The 21,413-nt window shown below is 73.4% G+C and carries 20 protein-coding genes; 7 read left to right on the top strand and 13 right to left on the bottom strand.

All coding sequences use genetic code 11. From position 1 onward, the window contains the following. Positions 1-154 precede the first annotated feature (154 nt). Positions 155-1,606, bottom strand: coding sequence for a rifampin monooxygenase (rox, locus tag ACFYZL_RS28865; protein WP_384754197.1), 1,452 nt, complete (start codon positions 1,604-1,606; stop codon positions 155-157). Positions 1,607-1,756: 150 nt separating this feature from the next. Next, a complete protein-coding gene (locus ACFYZL_RS28860; protein ID WP_388682925.1) occupies positions 1,757-2,488 on the bottom strand; it encodes a TioE family transcriptional regulator in 732 nt (243 codons plus the stop codon). Between the two features lie 61 nt (positions 2,489-2,549). Between ACFYZL_RS28860 and ACFYZL_RS28855 the strand changes: the two genes are divergently transcribed. Beyond that, positions 2,550-3,755 carry an erythromycin esterase family protein gene (locus tag ACFYZL_RS28855; protein ID WP_388682923.1) on the top strand — a complete coding sequence of 402 codons (1,206 nt, stop codon included), beginning with the start codon at positions 2,550-2,552 and terminating at the stop codon, positions 3,753-3,755. Here the strand turns inward: ACFYZL_RS28855 and ACFYZL_RS28850 are convergent. Continuing rightward, the gene (locus tag ACFYZL_RS28850; protein WP_384754190.1) at positions 3,752-5,737 is read right to left on the bottom strand and encodes a PE-PGRS family protein; all 1,986 of its coding nucleotides are present in this window, start codon (positions 5,735-5,737) and stop codon (positions 3,752-3,754) included. The two genes, ACFYZL_RS28855 and ACFYZL_RS28850, sit on opposite strands and share 4 nt — an antisense overlap. Before the next feature lie 376 nt (positions 5,738-6,113). Next, the gene (locus tag ACFYZL_RS28845; RefSeq protein WP_384754186.1) at positions 6,114-6,848 is read right to left on the bottom strand and encodes an SOS response-associated peptidase; all 735 of its coding nucleotides are present in this window, start codon (positions 6,846-6,848) and stop codon (positions 6,114-6,116) included. 387 nt (positions 6,849-7,235) lie between these two features. Here ACFYZL_RS28845 and ACFYZL_RS28840 point away from each other — a divergent pair, with 387 nt between their 5' ends. Next, positions 7,236-7,586, top strand: a complete 351-nt coding sequence (locus tag ACFYZL_RS28840) for a hypothetical protein (protein ID WP_388682920.1) — start codon at positions 7,236-7,238, stop codon at positions 7,584-7,586. 39 nt (positions 7,587-7,625) lie between these two features. Here ACFYZL_RS28840 and ACFYZL_RS28835 read toward each other — a convergent pair whose 3' ends face one another. Both ACFYZL_RS28835 and ACFYZL_RS28830 read right to left on the bottom strand, forming a co-directional pair. Further along, a complete protein-coding gene (locus tag ACFYZL_RS28835) occupies positions 7,626-8,654 on the bottom strand; it encodes an alpha/beta hydrolase (protein WP_388682918.1) in 1,029 nt (342 codons plus the stop codon). A gap of 67 nt (positions 8,655-8,721) precedes the next feature. After that, positions 8,722-9,594 (bottom strand): LysR family transcriptional regulator, encoded by an 873-nt coding sequence (locus tag ACFYZL_RS28830; protein ID WP_388682916.1) that lies wholly within the window; start codon positions 9,592-9,594, stop codon positions 8,722-8,724. 80 nt (positions 9,595-9,674) lie between these two features. Between ACFYZL_RS28830 and ACFYZL_RS28825 the strand changes: the two genes are divergently transcribed. Continuing rightward, a complete protein-coding gene (locus tag ACFYZL_RS28825) occupies positions 9,675-10,649 on the top strand; it encodes an EamA family transporter (protein ID WP_388682912.1) in 975 nt (324 codons plus the stop codon). Here ACFYZL_RS28825 and ACFYZL_RS28820 read toward each other — a convergent pair. Then, positions 10,607-11,560, bottom strand: coding sequence for a helix-turn-helix domain-containing protein (locus ACFYZL_RS28820; protein ID WP_384746315.1), 954 nt, complete (start codon positions 11,558-11,560; stop codon positions 10,607-10,609). The two genes, ACFYZL_RS28825 and ACFYZL_RS28820, sit on opposite strands and share 43 nt — an antisense overlap. Positions 11,561-11,662: 102 nt before the next feature. Here ACFYZL_RS28820 and ACFYZL_RS28815 point away from each other — a divergent pair, with 102 nt between their 5' ends. Beyond that, a complete protein-coding gene (locus ACFYZL_RS28815) occupies positions 11,663-12,697 on the top strand; it encodes a saccharopine dehydrogenase family protein (RefSeq protein WP_388682910.1) in 1,035 nt (344 codons plus the stop codon). Between the two features lie 21 nt (positions 12,698-12,718). On the opposite strand, the gene ACFYZL_RS28810 is transcribed toward ACFYZL_RS28815, so the two are convergent. The 3 genes from ACFYZL_RS28810 to ACFYZL_RS28800 form a co-directional block, all read right to left on the bottom strand. Continuing rightward, positions 12,719-15,130: an ATP-binding cassette domain-containing protein gene (locus ACFYZL_RS28810; protein ID WP_388682907.1), complete on the bottom strand. Its 2,412-nt coding sequence runs from the start codon at positions 15,128-15,130 to the stop codon at positions 12,719-12,721. A gap of 37 nt (positions 15,131-15,167) precedes the next feature. After that, positions 15,168-15,599, bottom strand: a complete 432-nt coding sequence (locus ACFYZL_RS28805) for a VOC family protein (protein ID WP_384746312.1) — start codon at positions 15,597-15,599, stop codon at positions 15,168-15,170. Between the two features lie 111 nt (positions 15,600-15,710). Beyond that, positions 15,711-16,592 carry an alpha/beta fold hydrolase gene (locus ACFYZL_RS28800; protein WP_388682904.1) on the bottom strand — a complete coding sequence of 294 codons (882 nt, stop codon included), beginning with the start codon at positions 16,590-16,592 and terminating at the stop codon, positions 15,711-15,713. A 167-nt stretch (positions 16,593-16,759) separates the two neighbouring features. On the opposite strand from ACFYZL_RS28800, the gene ACFYZL_RS28795 reads away from it, so the two are divergent. Further along, positions 16,760-17,482 (top strand): hypothetical protein, encoded by a 723-nt coding sequence (locus tag ACFYZL_RS28795; protein WP_384746310.1) that lies wholly within the window; start codon positions 16,760-16,762, stop codon positions 17,480-17,482. A gap of 7 nt (positions 17,483-17,489) precedes the next feature. Here the strand turns inward: ACFYZL_RS28795 and cpt are convergent, their stop codons facing one another. Continuing rightward, complete coding sequence (gene cpt, locus ACFYZL_RS28790) at positions 17,490-18,023, bottom strand: chloramphenicol phosphotransferase CPT (protein ID WP_384746309.1); 534 nt, start codon at positions 18,021-18,023, stop codon at positions 17,490-17,492. A gap of 42 nt (positions 18,024-18,065) precedes the next feature. Here cpt and ACFYZL_RS28785 point away from each other — a divergent pair, with 42 nt between their 5' ends. Then, positions 18,066-18,710 carry a GNAT family N-acetyltransferase gene (locus tag ACFYZL_RS28785; RefSeq protein ID WP_388682901.1) on the top strand — a complete coding sequence of 215 codons (645 nt, stop codon included), beginning with the start codon at positions 18,066-18,068 and terminating at the stop codon, positions 18,708-18,710. On the opposite strand, the gene ACFYZL_RS28780 is transcribed toward ACFYZL_RS28785, so the two are convergent. After that, on the bottom strand, positions 18,677-19,681 hold the full coding sequence (locus ACFYZL_RS28780) for a helix-turn-helix transcriptional regulator (protein WP_384746307.1): 1,005 nt from the start codon (positions 19,679-19,681) through the stop codon (positions 18,677-18,679). The two genes, ACFYZL_RS28785 and ACFYZL_RS28780, sit on opposite strands and share 34 nt — an antisense overlap. Before the next feature lie 115 nt (positions 19,682-19,796). Between ACFYZL_RS28780 and ACFYZL_RS28775 the strand changes: the two genes are divergently transcribed. Then, on the top strand, positions 19,797-20,225 hold the full coding sequence (locus tag ACFYZL_RS28775) for a DUF3224 domain-containing protein (RefSeq protein ID WP_384746306.1): 429 nt from the start codon (positions 19,797-19,799) through the stop codon (positions 20,223-20,225). A gap of 38 nt (positions 20,226-20,263) precedes the next feature. Here the strand turns inward: ACFYZL_RS28775 and ACFYZL_RS28770 are convergent, their stop codons facing one another. Next, positions 20,264-21,319, bottom strand: coding sequence for an aldo/keto reductase (locus ACFYZL_RS28770; RefSeq protein ID WP_384746305.1), 1,056 nt, complete (start codon positions 21,317-21,319; stop codon positions 20,264-20,266). Positions 21,320-21,413 lie beyond the last annotated feature (94 nt).

Below are 21,413 nucleotides of genomic sequence, written 5' to 3'. Positions count from 1 at the left end.
CAGGTCGGCCGTTCCCGTACGAGCACGTGGGAGCCGGCGCGCACCGTGTGCTCCGTCGGCACGATCACCCGGCCCGTACCGTGTGGCGGGTGCACAAAGGCGGATTCCCCCACATCCGGGAACCGTCGGATGTGGGGGAATCCGGTGTGAGCGCTCAGGGCGTGGCCGATCCCGCGGCGGATCCCGCGGCGGATCCGAACCACTTCGGCAGGTGGGCGAGCAGGTCGTGCTGCTCGTCACCGACCCATGCCACGTGCCCGTCCGGCCGCAACAGCAGTGCGGGAACGTCGAGTTCCTCGCTACCGTCGACGACGTGGTCGACCCGGTCGGCCCAGCCCTCCACCGAGAGCCGGCCCGTCCGGTCGAGCAGCAGCCCGCGGCCGGCGTGCATCAGCTCGTACAGGCGCCCCTGCTTCAGCTCCACGTCCCTCATCCGCCGGCCGAGCAGTTCATGCCCCTCGCCGAAGTCGTAACGGACGCCGATCGCGGTGATCTTCTCCATCAGGTACCGGTTCACGTCCTCGAATTCCATCAGTTCCGCGAGCAGTCGGCGTACGGCCTGCGGTCCCGGTTCGAGGGACATCAGCTCCCACTGCGCGCGGGTGTTGTCCAGGACGGCCGCGGCAACCGGCTGCCGTTCGGCCTGGTAGCTGTCCAACAACCCGTCCGGCGCCCACCCGGCCACCTCGGCGGCCAGCTTCCATCCGAGGTTGAAGGCGTCCTGGACACCGAGGTTGAGGCCCTGCCCGCCGGCCGGGGTGTGGATGTGCGCCGCGTCCCCGGCGAGCAGCACCCGGCCGTCCCGGTAGCGCTCGGCCAGCCGGGTGGCGTCGCCGAACCGGGACAGCCAGCGCGGCGAGTGCACGCCGAAGTCGGTCCCCGAGGTCGCCCGCAGCTGCTTCTTCAGCTCGTCCAGGGTCGGCGGGACCGTGCGGTCCTCGGCCACCCCTTCGGCCGGCGCGACGACGCGGTACAGCCCGTCGCCCAGCGGCATGGCACCGAACCTCACCTGGGTCTTGCGGACTTCGGCCATCACGGCGGCGAGTTCCTCCGGCGATGCGGTCAGCTCCACCTCGCCCAGCAGGGTGTCGACGCGGCTGGGCTCGCCGGGGAAGCCGATCCCGAGCAGCTTGCGCACCGTGCTGCGGCCGCCGTCGCAGCCGACGAGGTAGCGCGAGCGCAGCCGAGTGCCGTCGGCCAGCTCCGCCGTCACTCCGTGCTCGTCCTGCCCCACGGCGACGATTTCGGTGCCGCGCCTGATCTCGGCTCCGAGTTCGGTGGCGTGCTCGGTCAGCAGGCGGTCGGTGACGGGCTGCGGAATGCCGAGGGTGTACGGGTGCGCCGTGTCCAGCCGGGCCGGCGCGGATTTGGCGATGCCGGCGAAGAACCCTCCGACCGGGTACTGCTTGCCGAGCGCGAGGAACCGGTCCAGCAGGCCGCGCTGGTCCATCACCTCGATGCTGCGGGCGTGCAGGCCGAGGGCACGGACGATCCGGGTCGGCTCCGCGTCCCTTTCCAGCACGACCACCCGCACGCCGTGCAGCCGCAGTTCGGCGGCGAGCATCAGGCCGGTGGGGCCCGCGCCCACAACGATCACATCAATCATCAAAACCACATTTCCGCATTTCCGCAGGTATCCGGCTGAGGCCGATGATTGTGCGACAGAAAGGGGGCCTTGCCACAAGCCCCCCAGTGCGCTATAGGTTGATAGTGGCGAGGAGAGGCGACTCCTCGTCCTTTTCTTTGTCTCCCGCTCTCAGCCCCGCTCGCGGAGGTACGCCTCCAGTTCGGCGGCGCCGGTCAGCATCGCCCGCCCGCGCGCGGACAGCCGCTCGTGCCAGCCGCCCAGTACGGCTTCGAGGGGCTCCAGCCCTCCCGCCGACCGCACTTGGGCGATCAACGGGGCGATCTGCTCCAGCAGATGGCCGCCCCGCCTCAGCTGGTGGGCCAGCCTGGCGTCCCGTACGTCGGCCTCGTCGTACACGCGGTACCCGGTGAGCGGGTCGCGGCGCGGCTTCACCAGCCCGGCGCGTTCCCACTTGCGCAGTGTCGCGGGCCGGATCCCGAGCTCTGCCGCGAGCGTCCCGACGAACCTGCCGCGAGGTCCGCCCACCGCCGTGCCGGGTCCGGGTCCGGTGGCGGGCGGCAGGTCGCGCAGGGCGCGCTCCACCGCCTGGAGGGTCCGCCGGTCGTCGAGCAGCCGGGCGTGGCTCTCGTCGATGAGTCGGAGCGCCTCGTCGGTCTCCCCCTGGTTCACGGCCCTCATGACGGACGTCGCCGTGGCATGGCCGTGGCCCGGCATCAGGGCGAGGAAGGCGTCCAGGGCCCGCGCGTGCAGCGGCGTGTAGGTGCGGTAGCCGCTCGGCGTGCGGTCCGCGGCCGGAAGGATGCCGGCGTCCTCGTAGTTCCTGACGGCCTGCGTGGACAGACCGTGCCGGCGCGCCAGATCGATCGGCCTGAGCCGGCTGCCGTTTTGAAGGTTTCGCATCGCAGCCCTGACCATTTCGCCGATAAGTTTCAACCGAGGGTTCAACGATAGCGTTGAAGGCATGGTCAAAGACATCCAGGACACCGTCCATCCCTTCGATGCCGACTCCGTCATGGGGCTCCTGCCGGCCCGGCCCCGGGTGCTCGCCCTGGGCGAGCCCACCCACGGCGAGGACACCCTCCTCGACCTGCGCAACGCGCTCTTCCGGCAGCTCGTCGAACAGGAGGGCTACCGCACGATCGCGATCGAGAGCGACTGCATGGCGGCTCTGGTCGTGGACGACCACGTCACCTCGGGCACGGGCACCCTCGACGAGGTCGTGGAACGGGGGATCAGCCACGGCTGGGGCACCTCCGCGGCCAACCGCGAACTGGTGCGCTGGATGCGCGCCCACAACGAGGGCCTGCCCGCGTCCGAGCGGATCCGTTTCGCCGGGGTCGACGGCCCGCTCGAGATGACCGGCGCCGCGAGTCCCCGGCAGGCCCTCACCGCACTCCACGGCTACCTCGCCGCCGCCGGGGTGGACCCGGGCCTGCTCCCCTGCACCGCGGAAGCGCTCGACCGTCTGCTCGGCGACGACGGCCGGTGGACCGAGCCCGCGGCGATGACGGACCCCGCCCGCTCCGCGGGGCAGTCGCCCGAGGCGGCGGAGCTGCGGCTGCTCGCCGACGATCTGGTGGCCCTGCTCGACGAGCAGACGCCGCACCTGCTCGCGTCGACATCGCGGGACGACTGGGACCGCGCGTGCCTGTACGGGCGCACCGCGACCGGTCTGCTGCGCTACCACCACTGGATGGCCGACGCCTCACCGGCGCGCCTGACCCGCCTCGTGGGCCTGCGGGGCCAGATCATGGCCCGTAACCTCCTCGCCCTCGCCGAGCGGGGCCCGGTGCTCGTCCACGCCCACAACTCCCATCTCCAGCGCGAGAAGAGCAGCATGCGGCTGGGCGACATTCCGCTGGAGTGGTGGAGCGCCGGGGCCGTCGTGAGCGCGCACCTCGGCGGCGATTACGCCTTCGTGCACACGGCACTCGGCACGATCCGGCACCGAGGAGTGGACGCGCCGCCGCCGGACACCGTCGAGGGGCTCCTGTACGCGCTCCCCGAGGACAACTGCGTCGTCGACGCCCGCCGACTGGCCACCGCCCTCGGGGACGCGGCGCCCACGCCGCGCGTGTCCCCGTGGTTCGGCTACGCCCCGTTCGACCCGGCCCATTTGGCGGGCGGCGACGGGATCGTGTTCGTCAAGGACCTCCCGCGGCTCTAGGTCGTCCCCCCGGGCTCCCGCAGCACGCGAGCCGCCATGCCGCGGATCACGTGCTGCGGGATGCCCGGATTGCAGGCGGCGGCCCAGGCCGTGTCGGGGTCGCGCAGCCGCGCCGCGAGCACGCTCGCCGGAAGGAGCCGGCACTGCACGACGGTTCCGCGTACGGAGTCGTCCGGATCCTCCGTCATGCGGACCGCGTCGGCGACGGGCAGGCGCGGGTCGTCCGCCGCCCGCCCGCGCACCTCCGGGTCGCGGTCCCGGGCGAACCGGGCGACGAGTTCGGCGGGTGCGAGCGGGTCGTCCAGGGCGAGCCGGCGCATCCGGCCGTGCGGATCGTCGGCGTACCGCAGCAGGCCCTCGCGGGGGAAGTTGGGGTGCGTACGCGGGCGTCCGGGGAAGGACACGCTCCCCGTCCACCAGGTCCACACCCGCAGCAGCATCTCGGCGGGCGCGTCGTCGCAGGACTCGGCGAGGAACAGCTGCACGACCCGGTCCGGGTCCCAGGCCAGGCGCCGGGCCACGTCCGGCGGGAGCCGCCGGGCCCGGGCGACGCTCCGGCGTACGCCGAGGTGGGAGGAGGCGGCGAGGCGCCGCATGGCCTCCGGGTCGTCGTGGAGTTCCGCGACCCACGGCAGGGTCCGCGAGCTGTCCCCGGGACCGATGTCCGTGCAGATCGCCGTCCGCTGCTCCTCGGTGATGTCGCCGCGGAGCGCGACCGCGGAACGGACCCCGTCGTCCGGGTCGGCGGCAAGGCGGGCCACCGTCTGCGCGTCCAGGCGGGGGTTGGCGGCGAGTACCGCGCGCAGGCGGGCGTCCCCGGTCTCCAGGAGGTGTTCCACGAGGTCGGGGCCGAGACGGCAGTGCTCCACGGCGTGCTCCCCCGGCTCCTCGCGTACGTAGGTCTCCCGGGAGAGCGGCTCGTCCCGGTGGTGGCGCAGCAGCGCCTGCTTCCGTACGCCGGCGGCCTCGTCGTCGAGCAGGGCCTTGCGGCGCTCGGCCGGCAGTGCGGGCCAGGCCGGCGAGCAGGCGGACGCCCGGACGCCCGGGTTGGAGTCCTCCGTCAGCGCGACGGCGTGCCGTGGGGGCAGGCCGGTCAGTGCGACGGCCTCGGCCCGGACACGGACGGACGGATCGCCGACGAGAAGCGCGTACGCCTCGTCCTCCAGCACGGTCCGCCGATCGACGGCCAGCATGGCGAGGTACCAGCGCTCGTGTTCGGTACCGGCCAGGCGGATCAGCCGCGTCCAGTCGGCGGGCCTCAGGTGCGGGTTGTCGTCGACCGCGTGGAGTCTGGCCTTCCGGTCCGAGTACGCCAGGACCGTCTCCACGAACTCGTCCGGCGGCAGCCGCCACAGCTGCTTCGGGGACCGGCGGAACAGTTCGAGACGGATGCTCTTTGGCGTGTGCCGGTTGGCACCGAGGCCGTCGGTCCAGGACTTGATGACGGCCGGGGCCGGGTCGGGTGCGGCCAGGAAGGCGTCCCAGGCCGCCGCGCTCTCCTCGGCGCTCTCGCGGGCCGCGGCCCGCGCGGCCTCGTCGATCCGGGCGCCGACGCCGGTCAGGGCGAGCAGCCGTGGGGCTCCGTCCGCGCCGTCCACCGGTCCGGCGAAGGTCTCGCCGTCCACGGCGGAGAGCAGCAGCCCGCGCGGGTCGGGGTCCGCCCCGCCGAGCAGGCCGGTGAGGGCCCGGACCGGGTCGGCGGCGAGGATCCGGACCCGGCGCCACGCGCCGCCCATGCGGCCGCGCGGGGCGTGGGCCCCGGCGAACGCGAGCAGGAACTCCCGGCCGCCGCCCAGCACGAGCCCGGCCGCCTCGGCGGGGTCCACCGCCGGTTCGCCTCCGGCGTCGGCGGCGGCCAGCAGCCGGCGCGCCGTGGCCGCCTTCCGTATCCCCGGGAGCCACCACGTGCCCAGCGGCTCCAGCCCCATGCAGGCCATCAGCGCCCGGTAGCTCTCGTCGTCGCGCAGCCTGTCGTCGTTCACGTCCGCCGTGTCCCCTCCCCCTCGTGCGTCCCGTCATCATCTCCCGGCGCCCGCGGGGTCCGGCAGCTGCCCGGGCTTTCGCCATGAACCACGACACCCGGCATGACCAGGGCATACGGATCCGACAGGGCGGCCCGGCCGACGTACCGGCCGTCCTCGGCATGCCCGACGCCGCGGTCGCCTGGACGAACGGCCGGGGGAACACGGAGCAGGGGGCACGACGCCGTATGCGCGTCGACTGCCGGGCGGGCGGCGGGGGGGCGAGCTGGTCGCGTCCTACGAGCGGGCCGGCTTCATCCGCACCGATCCGTTCCTCGAAGGGGCCCGGCCGGGGCAGGTCCTGGCCGGGCGGGTCGACTGACGACGGCGGGGAGGGTCAGGGGGAGGCGGGCTCCAGCAGCTCGGGGCCGTTGTTGCGGACGCTGTTGACCGCGGTCGAGACGGCCGTCACCGCGAGTCGGCCTCCGCCGGGCGTGTGGAGGAGGGCGCGGAGGTCCGCCGTGGACTGGTGGGCGGGATCGAGCCAGACGTCGTAGTCCCCGGGGTCGAGGGCCAGCGGCATGCGGGGGTGGACGCGGCCGGCCGCGTCGGTGGCCTCGGTGGTGATGATGGTGGCCGTGGTCAGCCAGGCCGCCGGGTCGTCGTCGTCCTTGACGGACGGGTCGCGCCAGAACTCGTACAGCCCCGCCATGGCCATCACGCCCGTGTCCTCGGGGCGGATGAAGTACGGCTGTTTGTAGGCCTTGGTCGAGCCGGTGGCGGGCACGGCGACCCATTCGTAGAAGCCGTCCGCGGGCAGCAGGCACCGCCGCCGGGTGAACGCCCGCCGGTACGCGGGCTTCTCGTGCACGGTCTCCACCCGCGCGTTGATCATCCGCGAGCCGACCCCGGGGTCCTTCGCCCAGGACGGGACCAGCCCCCACCGCACCGGCCTCAGCCGCCGGGCCACTTCGCCGGTGGTGCGGTCGGCCCGTTCCAGGACGGCCCACACGTCATCGGTCGGGGCCACGTTCCACGAGGGCCCGAGTTCCGTGATCGCGGGATCCCGCTCGGCGTCGAAGAGACCCGCGAGGTCCTCCGGGGCCCGGGAGGAGGCATATCGACCGCACATGCCTCCACCCTGCCACCCTTCCGGGGGAAACGGGCCGGAACACACCCACCGCGGGAAGCGGCGGCCGATCCGGGCGTGAAGCGGGCGCCCTCGGGGTACACCTCGGCCACGGTGAGCAATCACCACATCGCCCTGAGTGGCGGTACTGGTCACGGTCGTTGCCCGAAGGCGGTTCGTCGTGAGTCCTGACGCGGTCGTACGGCATTCCCCGGCGCGGGTGGGGCGCAGGCCGCGGCAACCCGGCGTGCGACGTGTCGGGTTCACTCCGGCTGCCGGTGTTCACGACCGAACCGGGAACGCCCTGCCGCTCGTTCTCCGGGCACGGCGGCCGACACCGCCGCCGTGCCCGCCCCGTTTTTCAGCCGTCTCACACCCCGAGGAGCCGTCGTGGCCGTGCTCACCACGATCTCCGTGGTCGTCGGCGCCTGGTGCGCCGCCGGCATCATGACCGCCGTCCTGTACGCCGTCGTGCGCGGCCGCCGCGTGCGCCGACAGCGGGCGATGGCGGCGGCACTGGAGGGGCCGACGGGCGCCGCCGCCCGTACGCCTGCCGCGGAGGCGGCGGAGGTCACGCCGGCCACCCGCGACGCGGAGACGGAAGTCCCCGCGCAGGCCGCGCGCCCCGAACCCCCCGCACAGGACGGACCTGTGGCTCCTGTGGGACCCACAGGAGCCACAGGAGCCACAGGAGCCACAGGACCCACGGGTCCCGCGGAGCCCGCGCAGGCCGAGGTCTGAGCATGTCCGCCGGACCGGCGGCCCCTGGTCGAGCGGCGGTCACGGCGCGGGCTTCGCGAGGAGGCGCCGGAGCCAGCGGACCCGGGCGTGGCCCGCGTCGCGGGTGAGGGCCGCGTGCGGCGCCAAGCCGTCGAAGCCGTGGTAGGCACCGGGCCACACGTGCAGCTCTGCCCGGCCTCCGGCCCGCCAGATCGCGTTCGCGTACCCCACGTTCTCGTCCCGGAACATCTCCGCCGACCCGGTGTCGATGTAGGCCGGCGGGAGGCCGGACAGGTCGGTGGCACGGGAGGGCGCCGCGTAGGGCGGCAGGTCGGCGGCGCCGTGGCGGTCGCCCAGCAGGGCCTTCCACGCGGTCTCGTTGGAGGTGGGGTCCCACACGCCGAGGCCGGACATCTGGTGGCCGGAGAACGTGTCGCCGCGGTCGTCGAGCATCGGGGAGAGCAGCAACTGCCCCAGGGCCGCGGGGCCGCCGCGGTCACGGGCGAGCAGCGCGAGGGCCGCGGCGAGTCCACCGCCCGCGCTCTTCCCCCCGATCACGATGCGCGCCGGGTCGATCCGCAGTTCCGCCGCGTGGCCGGCCGCCCAGACGAGTCCGGCGTAGCAGTCCTCCAGCGGGCCGGGGTACTCGGTACCGGGCGCGAGCCGGTACTCGACGGAGATGACGGCCAGGTCCAGCGGGAAGGCCCACTCGCGGAGGATCCGCGGCAGCACGGACCACGCGTTGCCCATGATCATGCCGCCGCCGTGCATGTAGTACAGCAGGGGAAGCGAACCGGCGAGTCCGGACGGCCTGGCGCTCACGAGCGTGACGTCCGGTCCGTCCGGCGGCCCCGGCACACGGAACTCCGTCACTTCGAACCGGCCGTCGGCACGCAGCTCTTCGGCCGTCGGCCTGGGTCTGGCGGCGGCGTCCCTCTCCTGCCTGGCCCGGAGGTTGGCCGGAGTGATGGGCTCCCTCACCGCCCCGCCCAAGGCCGCTAGCACGACGTCCAGTTCGGGGTCGAAGGGGGGCGCGGGGGCGGGTGCCGGGACACCACGCTGCTCCGGGGGCGTGCCGGCGACGCTCATGCCCCCACCCTAGTGCTCTGGCCGGGAGGGCCCGGTCGTGGCGGCGGTGGGAGGGCCTGGGGGCCCGTCACGGGCTGGGGTCGAACGGGGACAGGAACGCGCGCGTCGCGGGGGTGGGGTTGAACCTGCTCCAGATCAGGTACTCGACGCGGCTCGGGGCGCCGTCCACCGGAAGTGCGCGGACGGACGGGGCGGAGCGGGCGATGGCGGCGGGGAGGAGGGCGACGGCGAGGCCCCGGGCGACGAGCCTCGTCATCAGCTCGACGGACATCATCTCGTAGGCGACCTCGCGCTCCAGTTCCGCCGCCTCGAAGGCCTGGTCGCTCTGCGCCCGGCCCGGGGAGCCGGCCGGGAAGTCGACGAACGGCGACTCGGCGAGCCGGCGCAGGGTGACCGTGTCGTGGTGGGCGAGTTCGTGCGTGGGAGGGACCACGGCGACGAGCCGTTCCCGGCCGAGTTCGAGGGCGGCGACGCCTTGGGGCTCGGCGCCGCCGGGCAGGCCCAGGAAGGCCGCGTCCAGCTCGCCGGCGGCGACCTGGGTCGTCATCACGTCGCTCGCCCCCACGTGGAGTCCCACGCGCACCCGGGGGTGCCGTCCGCGGAACCGCTGGAGGACCTCCGCGATGTCGACCGCGACCACCGTGGGGATGATCCCGATCGTCAGCCGGCCCCGCACCTCGCCCACCGCCGCGGCCGCGTCGGCCGCGGCCCGCTCGGCGGCCTCGATGGACTGGCGGGCTCCCACGAGGAACGCCTCGCCCGCGGGGGTCGGTTCGACCCGCCGGCTGGTCCGGGCGAACAGCTTCACCCCCAGCTCCCGCTCCAGGTTCCCGATCTGGCGGCTGAGCGCCGACTGGGCGACGAAGCAACGTGCCGCGGCCCGGGTGAAGTTGCGGGTCTCGGCGACGGCTACGACGTACCGGAGCTGGCGCAGTTCCATGCCATCCATCCTCCGGTGCGATCGATCCGATGACAACCATGTCTTGGACGTATGGGTGACGGCACGACGAGACTCCCCGTATGAGCAATTCACCTCAGCGGGAGAAGGTACGGGAACACGTGCGGGCACCGGGCCCGCACGGCACCGGACGCACACGCGGGGCGGGCGGCGCCGTCGCGTTGATCGCCGCCACGGCGCTCGCGCCGGCCTCGTGGGGGACCACGTACGCGGTCACGACGGAGCTTCTGCCGCCCGGTCACCCGCTGTTCGCCGCCGTGATGCGCTCACTGCCCGGCGGGCTGCTGCTCCTGCTGCTCACCCGGGTGCTGCCGCGCGGCGCGTGGTGGTGGAAGTCCGCCGTGCTCGGCGCACTGAACATCGGGGCCGTCTACGCACTCCTCTTCGTGGCCGCCGAGTTGCTGCCCGGTGGTGTCGCGGGCACCCTCGCCGCCATCCAGCCGATCATGGTCGCACTGCTGGCGGTCGCCGTTCTCCGCGAGCGGGTCTCGGTCTGGCGCATCGGCTGGGGCATCGCCGGAGCCGTCGGCGTCGGACTCGTGATCCTCGGTCCCGGTGCGCGGCTCGACGGGGTCGGCGTGCTCGCGGGTCTCGCGGGGGCCGGTTCGATGGCGCTGGGGATCGTCCTCACCAAACACTGGGGTCGTCCCGCCGGAGTCGGTCCCGGTGCACTGGCCGGCTGGCAGCTGACCGCCGGCGGACTCGTCCTGCTGCCCCTCATGGTGCTCTTCGAGGGCGCTCCCCCACGGCTGGACGGGGCTGCCGTGACCGGGTACCTGTGGCTCGGCACCGTGGGGGGATTCATCGCCCACGTGCTGTGGTTCCGCGGCATCGGACGCCTTCCGGTGACGGCGACCGGCATGCTCGTGCTGCTGTCGCCCCTGGTCGCCGCGCTGATCGGTGCGCTGATGCTCGGCGAGGCCTTCACGCCCGGGCAGCTCGCCGGGTTCGGCCTGGCCCTGGTCGCGCTGCTCGCCGGCCAGTCGGACCCCGGTCAGCGGCCGGTGGCCCGTGAGGTGCGGAACGTGCGGCGGTAGGTGTCCGGGGGGACGCCGACGGTGCGGTTGAAGTGCCGGCGCAGTGACGCGGCGGTGCCCATTCCGGTGGCTTCCGCGATGGCGTCGATGCCGTCCCCGGTGGTCTCCAGGAGCTCTTGGGCGCGCCGGATGCGCTGCGTCAGCAGCCATTGCAGCGGGGTGGTGCCGGTGACCGCCCTGAAGTGGCGGCTCAGATGGCGCGAGCTCATGTTCGCGCGCCGGGCCAGGTCCTCCACGCTCAGCGCCCGGTCGAGGCGTTCGATCGCCCAGGGGAACAGCGGGGCCAGGGGATGGTCGTCCCGGGCGGGCACGGGGGCGGAGACGAACTGGGCCTGGCCGCCCGCCCGGTGCGGGGGCACGACCAGGCGTCGGGCGATGGTGTTGGCGACCGCCGAGCCGTGGTCGAGGCGGACCAGGTGCAGGCACAGGTCCATGGCGGCGGCCTTGCCCGCGGAGGTGAGCACGCTGCCGTTGTCCACGTAGAGCACGTCCGGATCGACCTCCACCCGCGGATGGCGGTCGGCCAGGGCGCGGGTGTGCGCCCAGTGCGTGGTCGCGCGCAGGCCGTCCAGCAGGCCGGCGGCGGCCAGTACGAACGCGCCCGTGCACAGGGAGGCCACCCGCGCGCCGGCCTCGTGGGCGGCGCGGACCGCGTCGACCAGGTCGGCGGGCGGGGCCGCGTCGATGTCGGCCCAGCCGGGGACGATGACCAGGTCGGCGGAGGCGAGGGCGTCGAGCCCGCTGTCGGGCTCCATCGTGAACCTGCCGACCCGCACGGGGCCCGGCCCGCAGAGGGCGAAGTCGTACCACGGGTCGACCAGATGGGTCAGGTCGGAACCGAAGACCTCGCAGGCCAGGGACAGTTCGAAGTGCAGCATCCCGTCGGTGACGGCGAGCGCGACGGAGTTCATGTCCGGAATTGTACGGGCCGTGTCGTTCCGGACACTCGTATCGGTCGCCAATCCCCCACATGCTGTTGACAGTTCAGCGTTCGAGAGCGGCGGGAGAAGCCGATGGGTGCGGGTCAGAGGGTTGCGGTGTTCGGTGCGTACGGGCACACGGGCCGTTTCGTGGTGGCGGAACTGCTGGAGCGCGGGTTCGTCCCGATCGCGTCCGGGCGCGACGCGGGAAGGCTGCGGGAGCTCGCGGCCTCCCACCCGGGGGTCGACGTCCGACCGGCCTCGGTGGACGACCCGGCTTCCCTGGACCGCGCACTCGCGGGAGCGGCCGCCGTGATCAACACCGCCGGGCCGTTCGCCACGACCGGCGCCCCCGTGATCGAGGCGGCCCTGCGCGCCGGGATCCCGTACGTGGACGTGGCGGCCGAGATCGAGGCCAACGCGGACGCCTTCGGGCGGTTCGCGGATCCCGCCCGGGCCGCCGGGAGCCTGGTGATCCCCGCGATGGCCTTCTTCGGGGGCCTCGGCGACCTGCTGGTCACCGCGGCGAAGGGCGACTGGACGCGGGCCGACGAGGTCCACGTCGCGTACGGGCTGGACAGTTGGCACCCCACCGCCGGCACCCGCGCCGCCGGCAAGGTCTCCGGGGAGCGCCGGGACGGCCGGCGCGTCCGCTACAGCCGGGGGCGCCTGGAGTACCACGACGACGCGCTGCCGACCCTGCGGTGGGCCTTCCCCGAGCCACTGGGCAAGCGCGAGGTGATCGGCGAGTTCACCATGGCCGACGTCGTCACCGTCCCCAGCCACCTGGACGTCCCCGAGGTCCGCACCTACATGACGGTCGAGGCGGCGGGCGAACTCGCGGCGCCCGACACCCCGGCGCCCACCGCGGTCGACGGGCGCGGGCGGTCCGCGCAGTCCTTCCTCGTCGACGTCCTCGTGCGCTCCGGCGGCGAGGAGCGTCGCGCCACCGCGAGCGGCCGGGACATCTACGCCGTCAGCGCGCCGCTCGCGGTGGAGGCCGTCCACCGGGTCCTGTCGGGGCGGACCACGGCGCCGTCCGGGGTCCTGTCCGCCGGAGCGGCGTTCGACGCGGCCGAGTTCCTCGGCGCGCTCCGCGCGCACCTCGTCCTCGACCTGCGCCGGTAGCCGCACCGGCGGCCCGTCGTCTCAGCCGCCCACGTACGCCGCCAGGTGCTCGCCGGTCAGGGTGGAGCGGGCGGCGACGAGGTCGGCGGGCGTGCCCTCGAAGACGATCTGCCCGCCGTCGTGACCGGCCCCTGGACCGAGGTCGATGATCCAGTCGGCGTGCGCCATGACCGCCGGGTGGTGCTCCACGACGATCACCGACTTGCCGGAGTCGACCAGCCGGTCGAGCAGCCCGAGCAACTGCTCGACGTCGGCGAGGTGGAGGCCGGTGGTCGGCTCGTCCAGCACGTAGACCCCGCCCTTGTCGCCCATGTGCGTGGCCAGCTTGAGTCGCTGCCGCTCGCCGCCGGACAGGGTGGTCAGCGGCTGGCCGAGGCTGAGGTAGCCGAGGCCGACGTCGGCGAGCCGCTCAAGGATCTTGTGGGCGGCCGGCGTCCGCGCCTCGCCGTCGGCGGCGCCGAAGAAGGCCTCGGCCTCGGTCACCGGCATCGCGAGCACCTCGCTGATGTCGCGACCGCCGAGCTTGTACTCCAGCACGGAGGCGTCGAACCGCTTGCCCTCGCACTCCTCGCAGGTGGTGGCGACGCCCGCCATGATCGCGAGGTCGGTGTAGATGACCCCGGCGCCGTTGCAATTGGGGCAGGCGCCCTCGGAGTTGGCGCTGAACAGGGCCGGCTTCACGCCGTTGGCCTTGGCGAAGGCCTTGCGGATCGGGTCGAGCAGTCCGGTGTACGTCGCCGGGTTGCTCCGCCGCGAACCGCGGATCGGGGCCTGGTCGATCGACACCACCCCCTCCCCCGCGGCCCCCGACAGATGGGGCAGCGAGCCGTGCACGAGCGAGCTCTTGCCGGAGCCGGCGACCCCGGTGACGACGCAGAGCACACCGAGCGGCACGTCGACGTCGACGTCGCGGAGGTTGTGCGCCGTCGCCCCGCGGATCTCCAGCGTCCCGGTCGCCGTACGGGTCTTCTCCTTCACGGCGGCCCGGTCGTCGAGGTGGCGGCCGGTGATGGTGTCGCCGGCGCGCAGCCCCTCCACGGTGCCCTCGAAGCAGACGCTGCCGCCCGCCTGTCCCGCGCCGGGGCCGAGGTCGACGACGTGGTCGGCGATCGCGATGGTCTGCGGCTTGTGCTCGACGACGAGCACGGTGTTGCCCTTGTCGCGCAGGCGCAGCAGCAGGTCGTTCATCCGCTGGATGTCGTGCGGGTGCAGGCCCGTGGTGGGCTCGTCGAACACGTACGTGACGTCGGTGAGCGAGGAGCCGAGGTGGCGGATCATCTTGACGCGCTGCGCCTCGCCGCCCGACAGCGTGCCCGCCGGCCGGTCGAGGGCGAGGTAGCCCAGGCCGATCTCCGTGAACGAGTCGAGGGTGTGCCGCAGCGCGTCGAGCAGCGGCGCCACCGAGGGGTCCTGCACGCCGCGGACCCATTCGGCGAGGTCGCTGATCTGCATCGCGCACGCGTCGGCGATGCTGACGCCCTTGATCTTCGAGGAACGGGCGCCCTCGCTCAGCCGGGTGCCGTCGCAGTCGGGGCAGGTGGTGAAGGTGACCGCCCGGTCGACGAAGGCCCGGATGTGCGGCTGCATGCCCTCCTTGTCCTTGGCGAGCATCGACTTCTGGATCCGCGGGACCAGACCCTCGTAGGTCATGTTGATGCCCGCGATCTTCATCCTGGTCGGCTCGCGGTACAGGAAGTCGGCCAGTTCCTTCTTGGTGAACTTGCGGATCGGCTTGTCCGGGTCGAAGAAGCCGGATTCGCTGTAGAGCCGGGAGTTCCAGCCGCCGCCCGTGTAGCCGGGGGCCGTGATCGCGCCCTCCGCGAGCGACTTGGAGTCGTCGTAGAGCTGGGTCAGGTCGAGGTCGGTGACCGTGCCCCGGCCCTCGCAGCGCGGGCACATGCCGCCGGTGATGCTGAAGCTGCGGCGTTCCCTCACCTTCTGTCCGGCGCGCTCCACGGTGACGGCGCCCGCCCCGCTGATCGACGCGACGTTGAAGGAGTACGCCTTCGGCGAGCCGATGTGCGGCGTGCCGAGCCGGCTGAAGAGGATGCGGAGCATCGCGTTGGCGTCGGTGGCGGTGCCGACCGTGGAGCGGGGGTCGGCACCCATCCGCTGCTGATCGACGGTGATCACGGTGGTGAGCCCGTCGAGGACGTCGACCTCGGGCCGCGCCAGGGTGGGCATGAAGCCCTGCACGAAGGCGCTGTAGGTCTCGTTGATCAGCCGCTGCGACTCGGCGGCGATGGTGTCGAAGACCAGCGAGCTCTTGCCCGAACCGGACACCCCGGTGAAGACCGTCAGCCGCCGCTTCGGGATCTCGATGCTGACGTCCTTGAGGTTGTTCTCGCGCGCACCGTGCACGCGGATCAAACCGTGGCTGTCTGCGACGTGCGGCGCGGGCGGCGGCGTGTCCGTCCTCGTGGCCTTGCTCATCGTGTCTCCGTCTCTGTGCAGGGTCTGTTCGATCCAATCACCTCCGGGCCCGGCCCACCTCGTTGATCCGGATCAAGTTGCCGGCGGGATCGCGGAACGCGCAGTCGCGTCCGCCGTAGGGCTGCTCGGTGGGCTCCTGCACGAACTCCGCTCCCCCGGCCTTCAGCCGCTCGAAGGTGCCGTCGAGGTCGGCGGTGGCGAGGACGACGCGGGCGTAGGTGCCCTTGGCCATCATCTCGGCGACGGTACGGCGCTCGTCCTCGGTGATGCCGGGGTCGGCGGCCGGCGGCTCCAGCACGATCGACGTGCCGGGCCGGCCGGCGGGGCCGACCGTGATCCAGCGCATCGCGCCCTGTCCGACGTCGCTGCGGACCTCGAAGCCGAGGACGTCGCGGTAGAAGGCCAGGGAGGCCTCGGGGTCGGTGTGCGGGAGGAAGGTCCAGTGAACGGTGATGTCCGTGTTGTCCATGTCCTTCACGCTAGCCGCGCCCCCGTGGGCAGGGCTTCTCCGATCCTGATCGGTTCCGCCCGATGCCCGCCCGGCACCGGGCGGGCATCGGGCGGGTGCCGGGCGGATGCGTCATTCGCCGGTACGCAGTGCCGCGCGCAGCGCCCGCGCGAACTCCTCGGGGGCGCCCTCCCGGCCGTACTCGCCGCCCAGGAAGCCTCCGTGGTGGCTGGGGAACACGCTCAGCCCGGTGCCGAGCGAGGCGGCGATCTCCGCCGCGGCGCGGGCGGGGAACTCGCCCTCCGACTCCTTGCCCGCCGCGACGACGATGCGGGTCGGCGCGGCCCGCAGCGCGTCGATGTCGGGCAGGTAGCCGGTGCAGGTCCGCATGTTCAGGCCCAGGAGCGGGTCGTCCCGCTTGCCGTCGTCCTCGGTCGGCAGTCCGAACTCGGCGGGCGAAGCGAGCGGCTCGTCGGCCCAGTCGGCCGGGAAGGGCCCCTTGCGGGAGACCACGGAGAAGAACTTGACCATCGCGGGCCCCGTCCCCTCGCGCAGGTACGTCGCGTGGATGTCCGCGCAGACGGCCAGTACGACCTCGTGGTCCGCGAGCACCCGCGCCGAGGGCGGCTCGTGCGCGACGAGGGTGCGCACCAGGTCCCCGTGTCCCGCCACGAGGGCCAGCGCGTTCACGGCGCCGCCGCTGCTCGCGAACACGTCCACCGGCCCCGTGCCGAGGGCCTCGATCACGCGCCGCAGGTCGTCGGCGTGCTCCTCGACGGTGTTCTCGGGTGCGCCGTCGGTGCGGGGGCTGCGGCCCACTCCCCGGGGGTCGTAGGTGACCACCGTGCGGTCGGTGAAGTACGAGCCGAGGGTGGCGAACCCGGCGGCGTCCATCGGCGAGCCGACCAGCAGCAGTACGGGGTCACCGGCGGGGCCGCCGTCCGCGGCGTCGCGGACGTCGTAGGTGATCTCGGCGCCCGCGGCGTCCAGCGTGTGGGTCTTGGTCTCGGTCATCCGTGTCTCCTCGGTGTTCGGTCGTCGGCCGTCACGGGGGTGGACCGACGCCGCCGCCGGAACTCATCGGTGCCGGCCCGGGTTTTTCGGATCCGCCCGGCGACGATCACGCCGGCGGCCCGTGTGACGATGTCCCGTCGGCACAACCGCACCTCATGGGGGGGACCATGCGCACCCGCACCACCACCGCCACGACCGGCCTCGTTGCCGCGCTCGCAACGATGCTGATCCTGGGCGGGTGCACCGCTCCGGGCGGGGGCCGGAACGGGGCGGCGTCCACCCCGGCCCCCGCTTCCGCGCCCGCGTCCGCTCCGGGCACGGGCGGCGGCACCTTCGAGGGGCCCCGGCCCCAGGACCAGAACCTCCTCGCCTGGACGGGCGACCCCAATGACGCGGGGCACGTCACCGCCCAGTCGGCGGCGGGCGTCGGCGGGCGGGTCACCCTGGTACGGATCGTCCTGCGCGAGCGGATCACCTGGTCGAACATCTGGCTCGGGCTGGCCGGCATCGACCCGAACGCCCAGCTCGCCAACTGCTACCTCGGTGTGTACGACGCCGGCGGCGCACTGGTCGGGACCACCGAGGACATCTCGCCGCAGCTGATGACCGACGCGATCGCCAAGCCCTTCGCCCTCTCCAAGCCGTTCACGGCCGCCCCCGGGACCTACTTCATCGCCCTGCTGCTCAACGGCAACTGGGCCACGAACGTGCTCACCCTCAAGGCCACGGGCGCCGGCATCTCGGTCAACGCGGGCCTGGCGCCCCCGCTGCTCCGCTACAGCACCGTGCTGACCGGCCAGACCTCGCTGCCGCGCACGGTGAACCTCGCGGAGCAGTCCACCAGCACCATCAACACGGGCTGGGCCAGCCAGTGGTACGCGATCTCCTGAAACCCGGTCAGCGGAGGTGGGCGGCGATGGTCCGGGCGCAGAGCAGCGACTCGGTGTGCGTCGTGTCCACCTCCACGTCGTAGGCGACGCCCTCGTGGACCAGGTCCGCCTGCGCCACGGCCATGCCGCGGACCCGGTCTCCGCGGGCGATCTCACGGCCCTCTGCGACGGCGCTCTCGCACCTGACGCCCACCCAGAGCACGTCCAGGTCCCCGAGGGCCTTGCGCCAACGCTCCTGGGACGCCGCCCGGCCGAGGAAGACGTCGTCGATGATGATCCTGGCTCCGGCCCGGGCCATCGCGACGATGCCTTCCGTCCACGCCTCCTCCAGCGCCCGGAACTCCGCGCCGACGCTCACCCCGCCGTCGGCGTCGAAGTCGATCCCGTCGTCGGACGCCCGCATCCGCGCGGGCAGCGCGTCGACGAACGAGTCGCATCCGAACGCCAGCCAGGAGTCGGGCAGTTCGGCCTGAAGGCAGCGCACGATGCCGGACTTGCCCGAGCTGGAACCACCGTTGAGAATGATCATTCGAGTCGTCACCGCGCCACGGTAGGCCGTACGCGTGTCCAGGGGGGCTGCATTTTGGAGACCGAACGGCGGTGGGTCGAGGGCTGGGCCGTGGCCCGGGGGATGCCCGCGCCGGTGGACGCGCCCTGGGGCCTGCGGGTCGAGACGGGACGGCCGACCGAGGCGGTGCGTCACGTCCTGCTCGACGCCGACGCCGCGACCGCCCGGGGGCTCATCGGCACGATCACCGAACCCACCACGTGCGTCAAGGCGTTCCTCCCGGCGGCCGAGATGGCTCCGTGGTTCTCGTCCGCGTGGGAGCCGGTCGACCCTTGCTTCCTGATGGCCGTCGATCTGCGTCCGTCGCGCGCGCCGGCCCCGGACGGGTACGAGGTCACCGTCGAGACCGCGGGGGGCGTCACCCACGTGCGCGTCCTGAGCGGCGCCGACGGGGAACTCGCCGCGTGCGGCCGGACCGGTCTGACCGGTGGCGCCTGCGTCTTCGACCAGATCGTCACCGAACCGGCGCACCGGCGCCGCGGTCTGGGGACGGTGGTGATGGCCGCGCTCACCGGCGCGGCCGTCGAGAGCGGGGCGTCGGTCGGCGTCCTGGGCGCGACGGTCCAGGGCCGGGCACTGTACGAAACGCTCGGTTGGAAGGTCCTCTCGCCCTTGAACGGATTCGTCTACGCGCCCGGGGACGGTTCGGCCCGGCCGTAGCGTCCGGCCAGGACGGCCACCGCTTCGGCGACCGCGTGGCGGAGTTCGGGCGGTCCGAGGACCTCGGCCTCGGGGCCCAGGCGCAGCAGGTCCCCGACCGCGACGGCGTGCGTCTCCACGGGGAGTCGCACGTGGAGCCAGCCTTCCGCGTCGAGGGCCTGCGGGCCCGCCGCCTCCGCGTCGGCGAGGGCGCGTACGCCCGCCGAGCCGAAGTGCATGGGCAGCAGTTTCCGGGCGCGCGGGGAGAGGCGCAGGACGGCGGTCTGCCGCAGCAGCGAGCCCTCCAGGCGGCGTGAGCTCTCCTGCCAGTACGCGGCGAGGTCGAAGCCCGCGGGCCGCTCGAAGCCGGCCTCCAGGGTCTCCACGGCCAGGAAGCGGCCCACGCGGTAGGTCCGCACCGCCTCCTCGTCCGCCCGGGCCACCAGGTACCAGATGCCGCCCTTCACGACGAGGCCGAGCGGGCTCAGCTCGCGGTGGACCTCGCCGCCCCAGCGGCGGTAGTGCGTGCGCAGGATCCGCTGGTCCCACACCGCCTGGGCGATCTGCGCGAGGTGCGGTACGGGGTCGGCGTCGCGGAACCAGGCCGGGGCGTCCAGGTGGAACCGGGCCTGGATCCGCCGGGCCCGGGAGGCGAGTTCGGCGGGCAGGGACGCCTGGAGCTTCAGCTGGGCGGCGGCCAGGTCGGCGCCGAGACCGAGTTCCCGCGCGGGGCCGGGCACGCCGGCGAGGAAGAGGGAGCCGGCCTGGGCGTCGGTGAGGCCGGTGAGCCGGGTGCGGTAGCCGTCCATCAGCCGGTACCCGCCGGCCGGGCCCCGGTCGGCGTGCACGGGGACTCCGGAGGCGCCGAGGGCTTCGATGTCCCGGTAGACGGTACGGACCGACACCTCGAGTTCGGCGGCGAGTTCGGGGGCGGTCATCCGGCCCCGGTTCTGGAGCAGCAGGAGCAGGGAGAGGAGCCGGTCTGCGCGCATGCCGGCCATTGTCCCGGGTACCTGACAGAAGGTGTCAGGTACCCCGGACAGGCTGTTCCCACGCCGGGGCACCGACCGCCTCCGGCCGAAGACGCACAGCGCCAGGAGGACCACCATGACCGCACCCACGCCCACGCAGACCGGCGGCCGCTTCACCTTCGCCGACTGGGAGGAACAGCCCGTCGGGGCCGACTCCGCCGCCGCACCGCGGCTCGCCCGCGCCACGGTGACCAACTCCTTCTCCGGCGCGATCGAGGCGCCCGGCACCAGCTGCTCGTACACGATCGCGTACACCGGGGAGACGTCCGGCACCTACACGGGCCTGGAGCTCCTGTCGGGCACGGTCGACGGCCGCGCGGGGACGTTCGTCCTGGAGGAGCGGGGCGACTTCGACTCCTCGGGCACCCGCTGCCGCTTCGAGGTGGTCCCCGGTTCGGGCACGGGTGAACTGAAGGGCCTGTCGGGCTCCGGCGGCTTCGACCACGGGCACGGCGAGCAGTCCGTCGCGTACACGTTCACGTACGCCGTGGACGGGTCGCGGTGACCGGTCCGGGGGCCTGATCCGAAGGACAGGCGCCGAGGCTACGGCGCCTTCGCCGGCCGCGGGATCAGCGGGGGGTTGAGGCGGGCGAAGGCCTCCTGGCGTTCGTACGGGAAGTACGGGTAGGGGGCCGGCCGGTGGCTCGCGGCGTCGAGGCGGGCCGTCTGCTCGGGTGACAGGGTCCAGCCGGTCGCGCCGATGTTCTGGCGCAGCTGGGCCTCGTCGCGGGCCCCGATGATGACGGAGGACACCGTGGGGCGTCCCAGCAGCCAGTTGATGGCCACCTGGGGAATGGTCCGGCCCGTCTCCCGTGCGACCTCGTCGAGGGCGTCGACCACGTCGTGGAGGTGGTCGTCCTCGACGGGCGGGCCGTAGTCGGCCGTCTCGTGCAGGCGGCTGCCCGGGGGCAGGGGCCGACCGCGGCGCAGCTTGCCTGTCAGGCGGCCCCAGCCGAGGGGGCTCCAGACCAGGGCGCCGACGCCCTGGTCGTGTCCGAGGGGCATCAGCTCCCATTCGTAGTCGCGGCCGACGAGGGAGTAGTAGACCTGGTGGGCCGCGTAGCGCGGGAAGCCGTGCTCCTCGGCGGCGGCCAGGGACTTCATCAGCTGCCAGCCCGCGAAGTTGGAGACGCCGACGTGGCGGATCTTCCCGGCCCGCACGAGCCGGTCGAGCGTGGCCAGGACCTCCTCGACGGGGGTGGCGGCGTCGAAGGCGTGCAGCTGGAAGAGGTCGATGCGGTCGGTGCCGAGCCGGCGCAGGGCGTCCTCCGTGGCCCTGATCAGGCGGGAGCCGGAGGTGCCGGCGTCGTCCGGTCCGTCGCCCGTCGGCAGGCCCGCCTTGGTGGACAGCAGCACCTGGTCCCGGCGGCCCTTGACCGCCTGGCCCAGGACCTCCTCGGAGGCGCCCGCCGAGTACACGTCGGCGGTGTCGAACATGGTGATGCCCGCCTCCAGGCAGATGTCCACCAGCCGGCGCGCCTCCCGGGCGTCGGTGGTGCCCCAGGCGCCGAACAGCGGCCCCCGCCCACCGAAGGTGCCGGCGCCGAAGCTGAGTACGGGGACGTCGAGGCCGGACGTACCGAGCTGCCTGTGTTCCATGGTGGATCCCTCCAGCGAGCGGTAATGGAACGTTGGACCCGTTAAGGTGACTTCAACGTAGCAGGAGATCGGCACTAATGGAACCGGAGACCCG

This window comes from Streptomyces sp. NPDC001717, from assembly GCF_042892775.1.
Classification (GTDB): domain Bacteria; phylum Actinomycetota; class Actinomycetes; order Streptomycetales; family Streptomycetaceae; genus Streptomyces.
The sequence above is the reverse complement of the archived record's forward strand: the minus strand, read 5'-3'. Positions and strand labels throughout refer to the sequence as shown.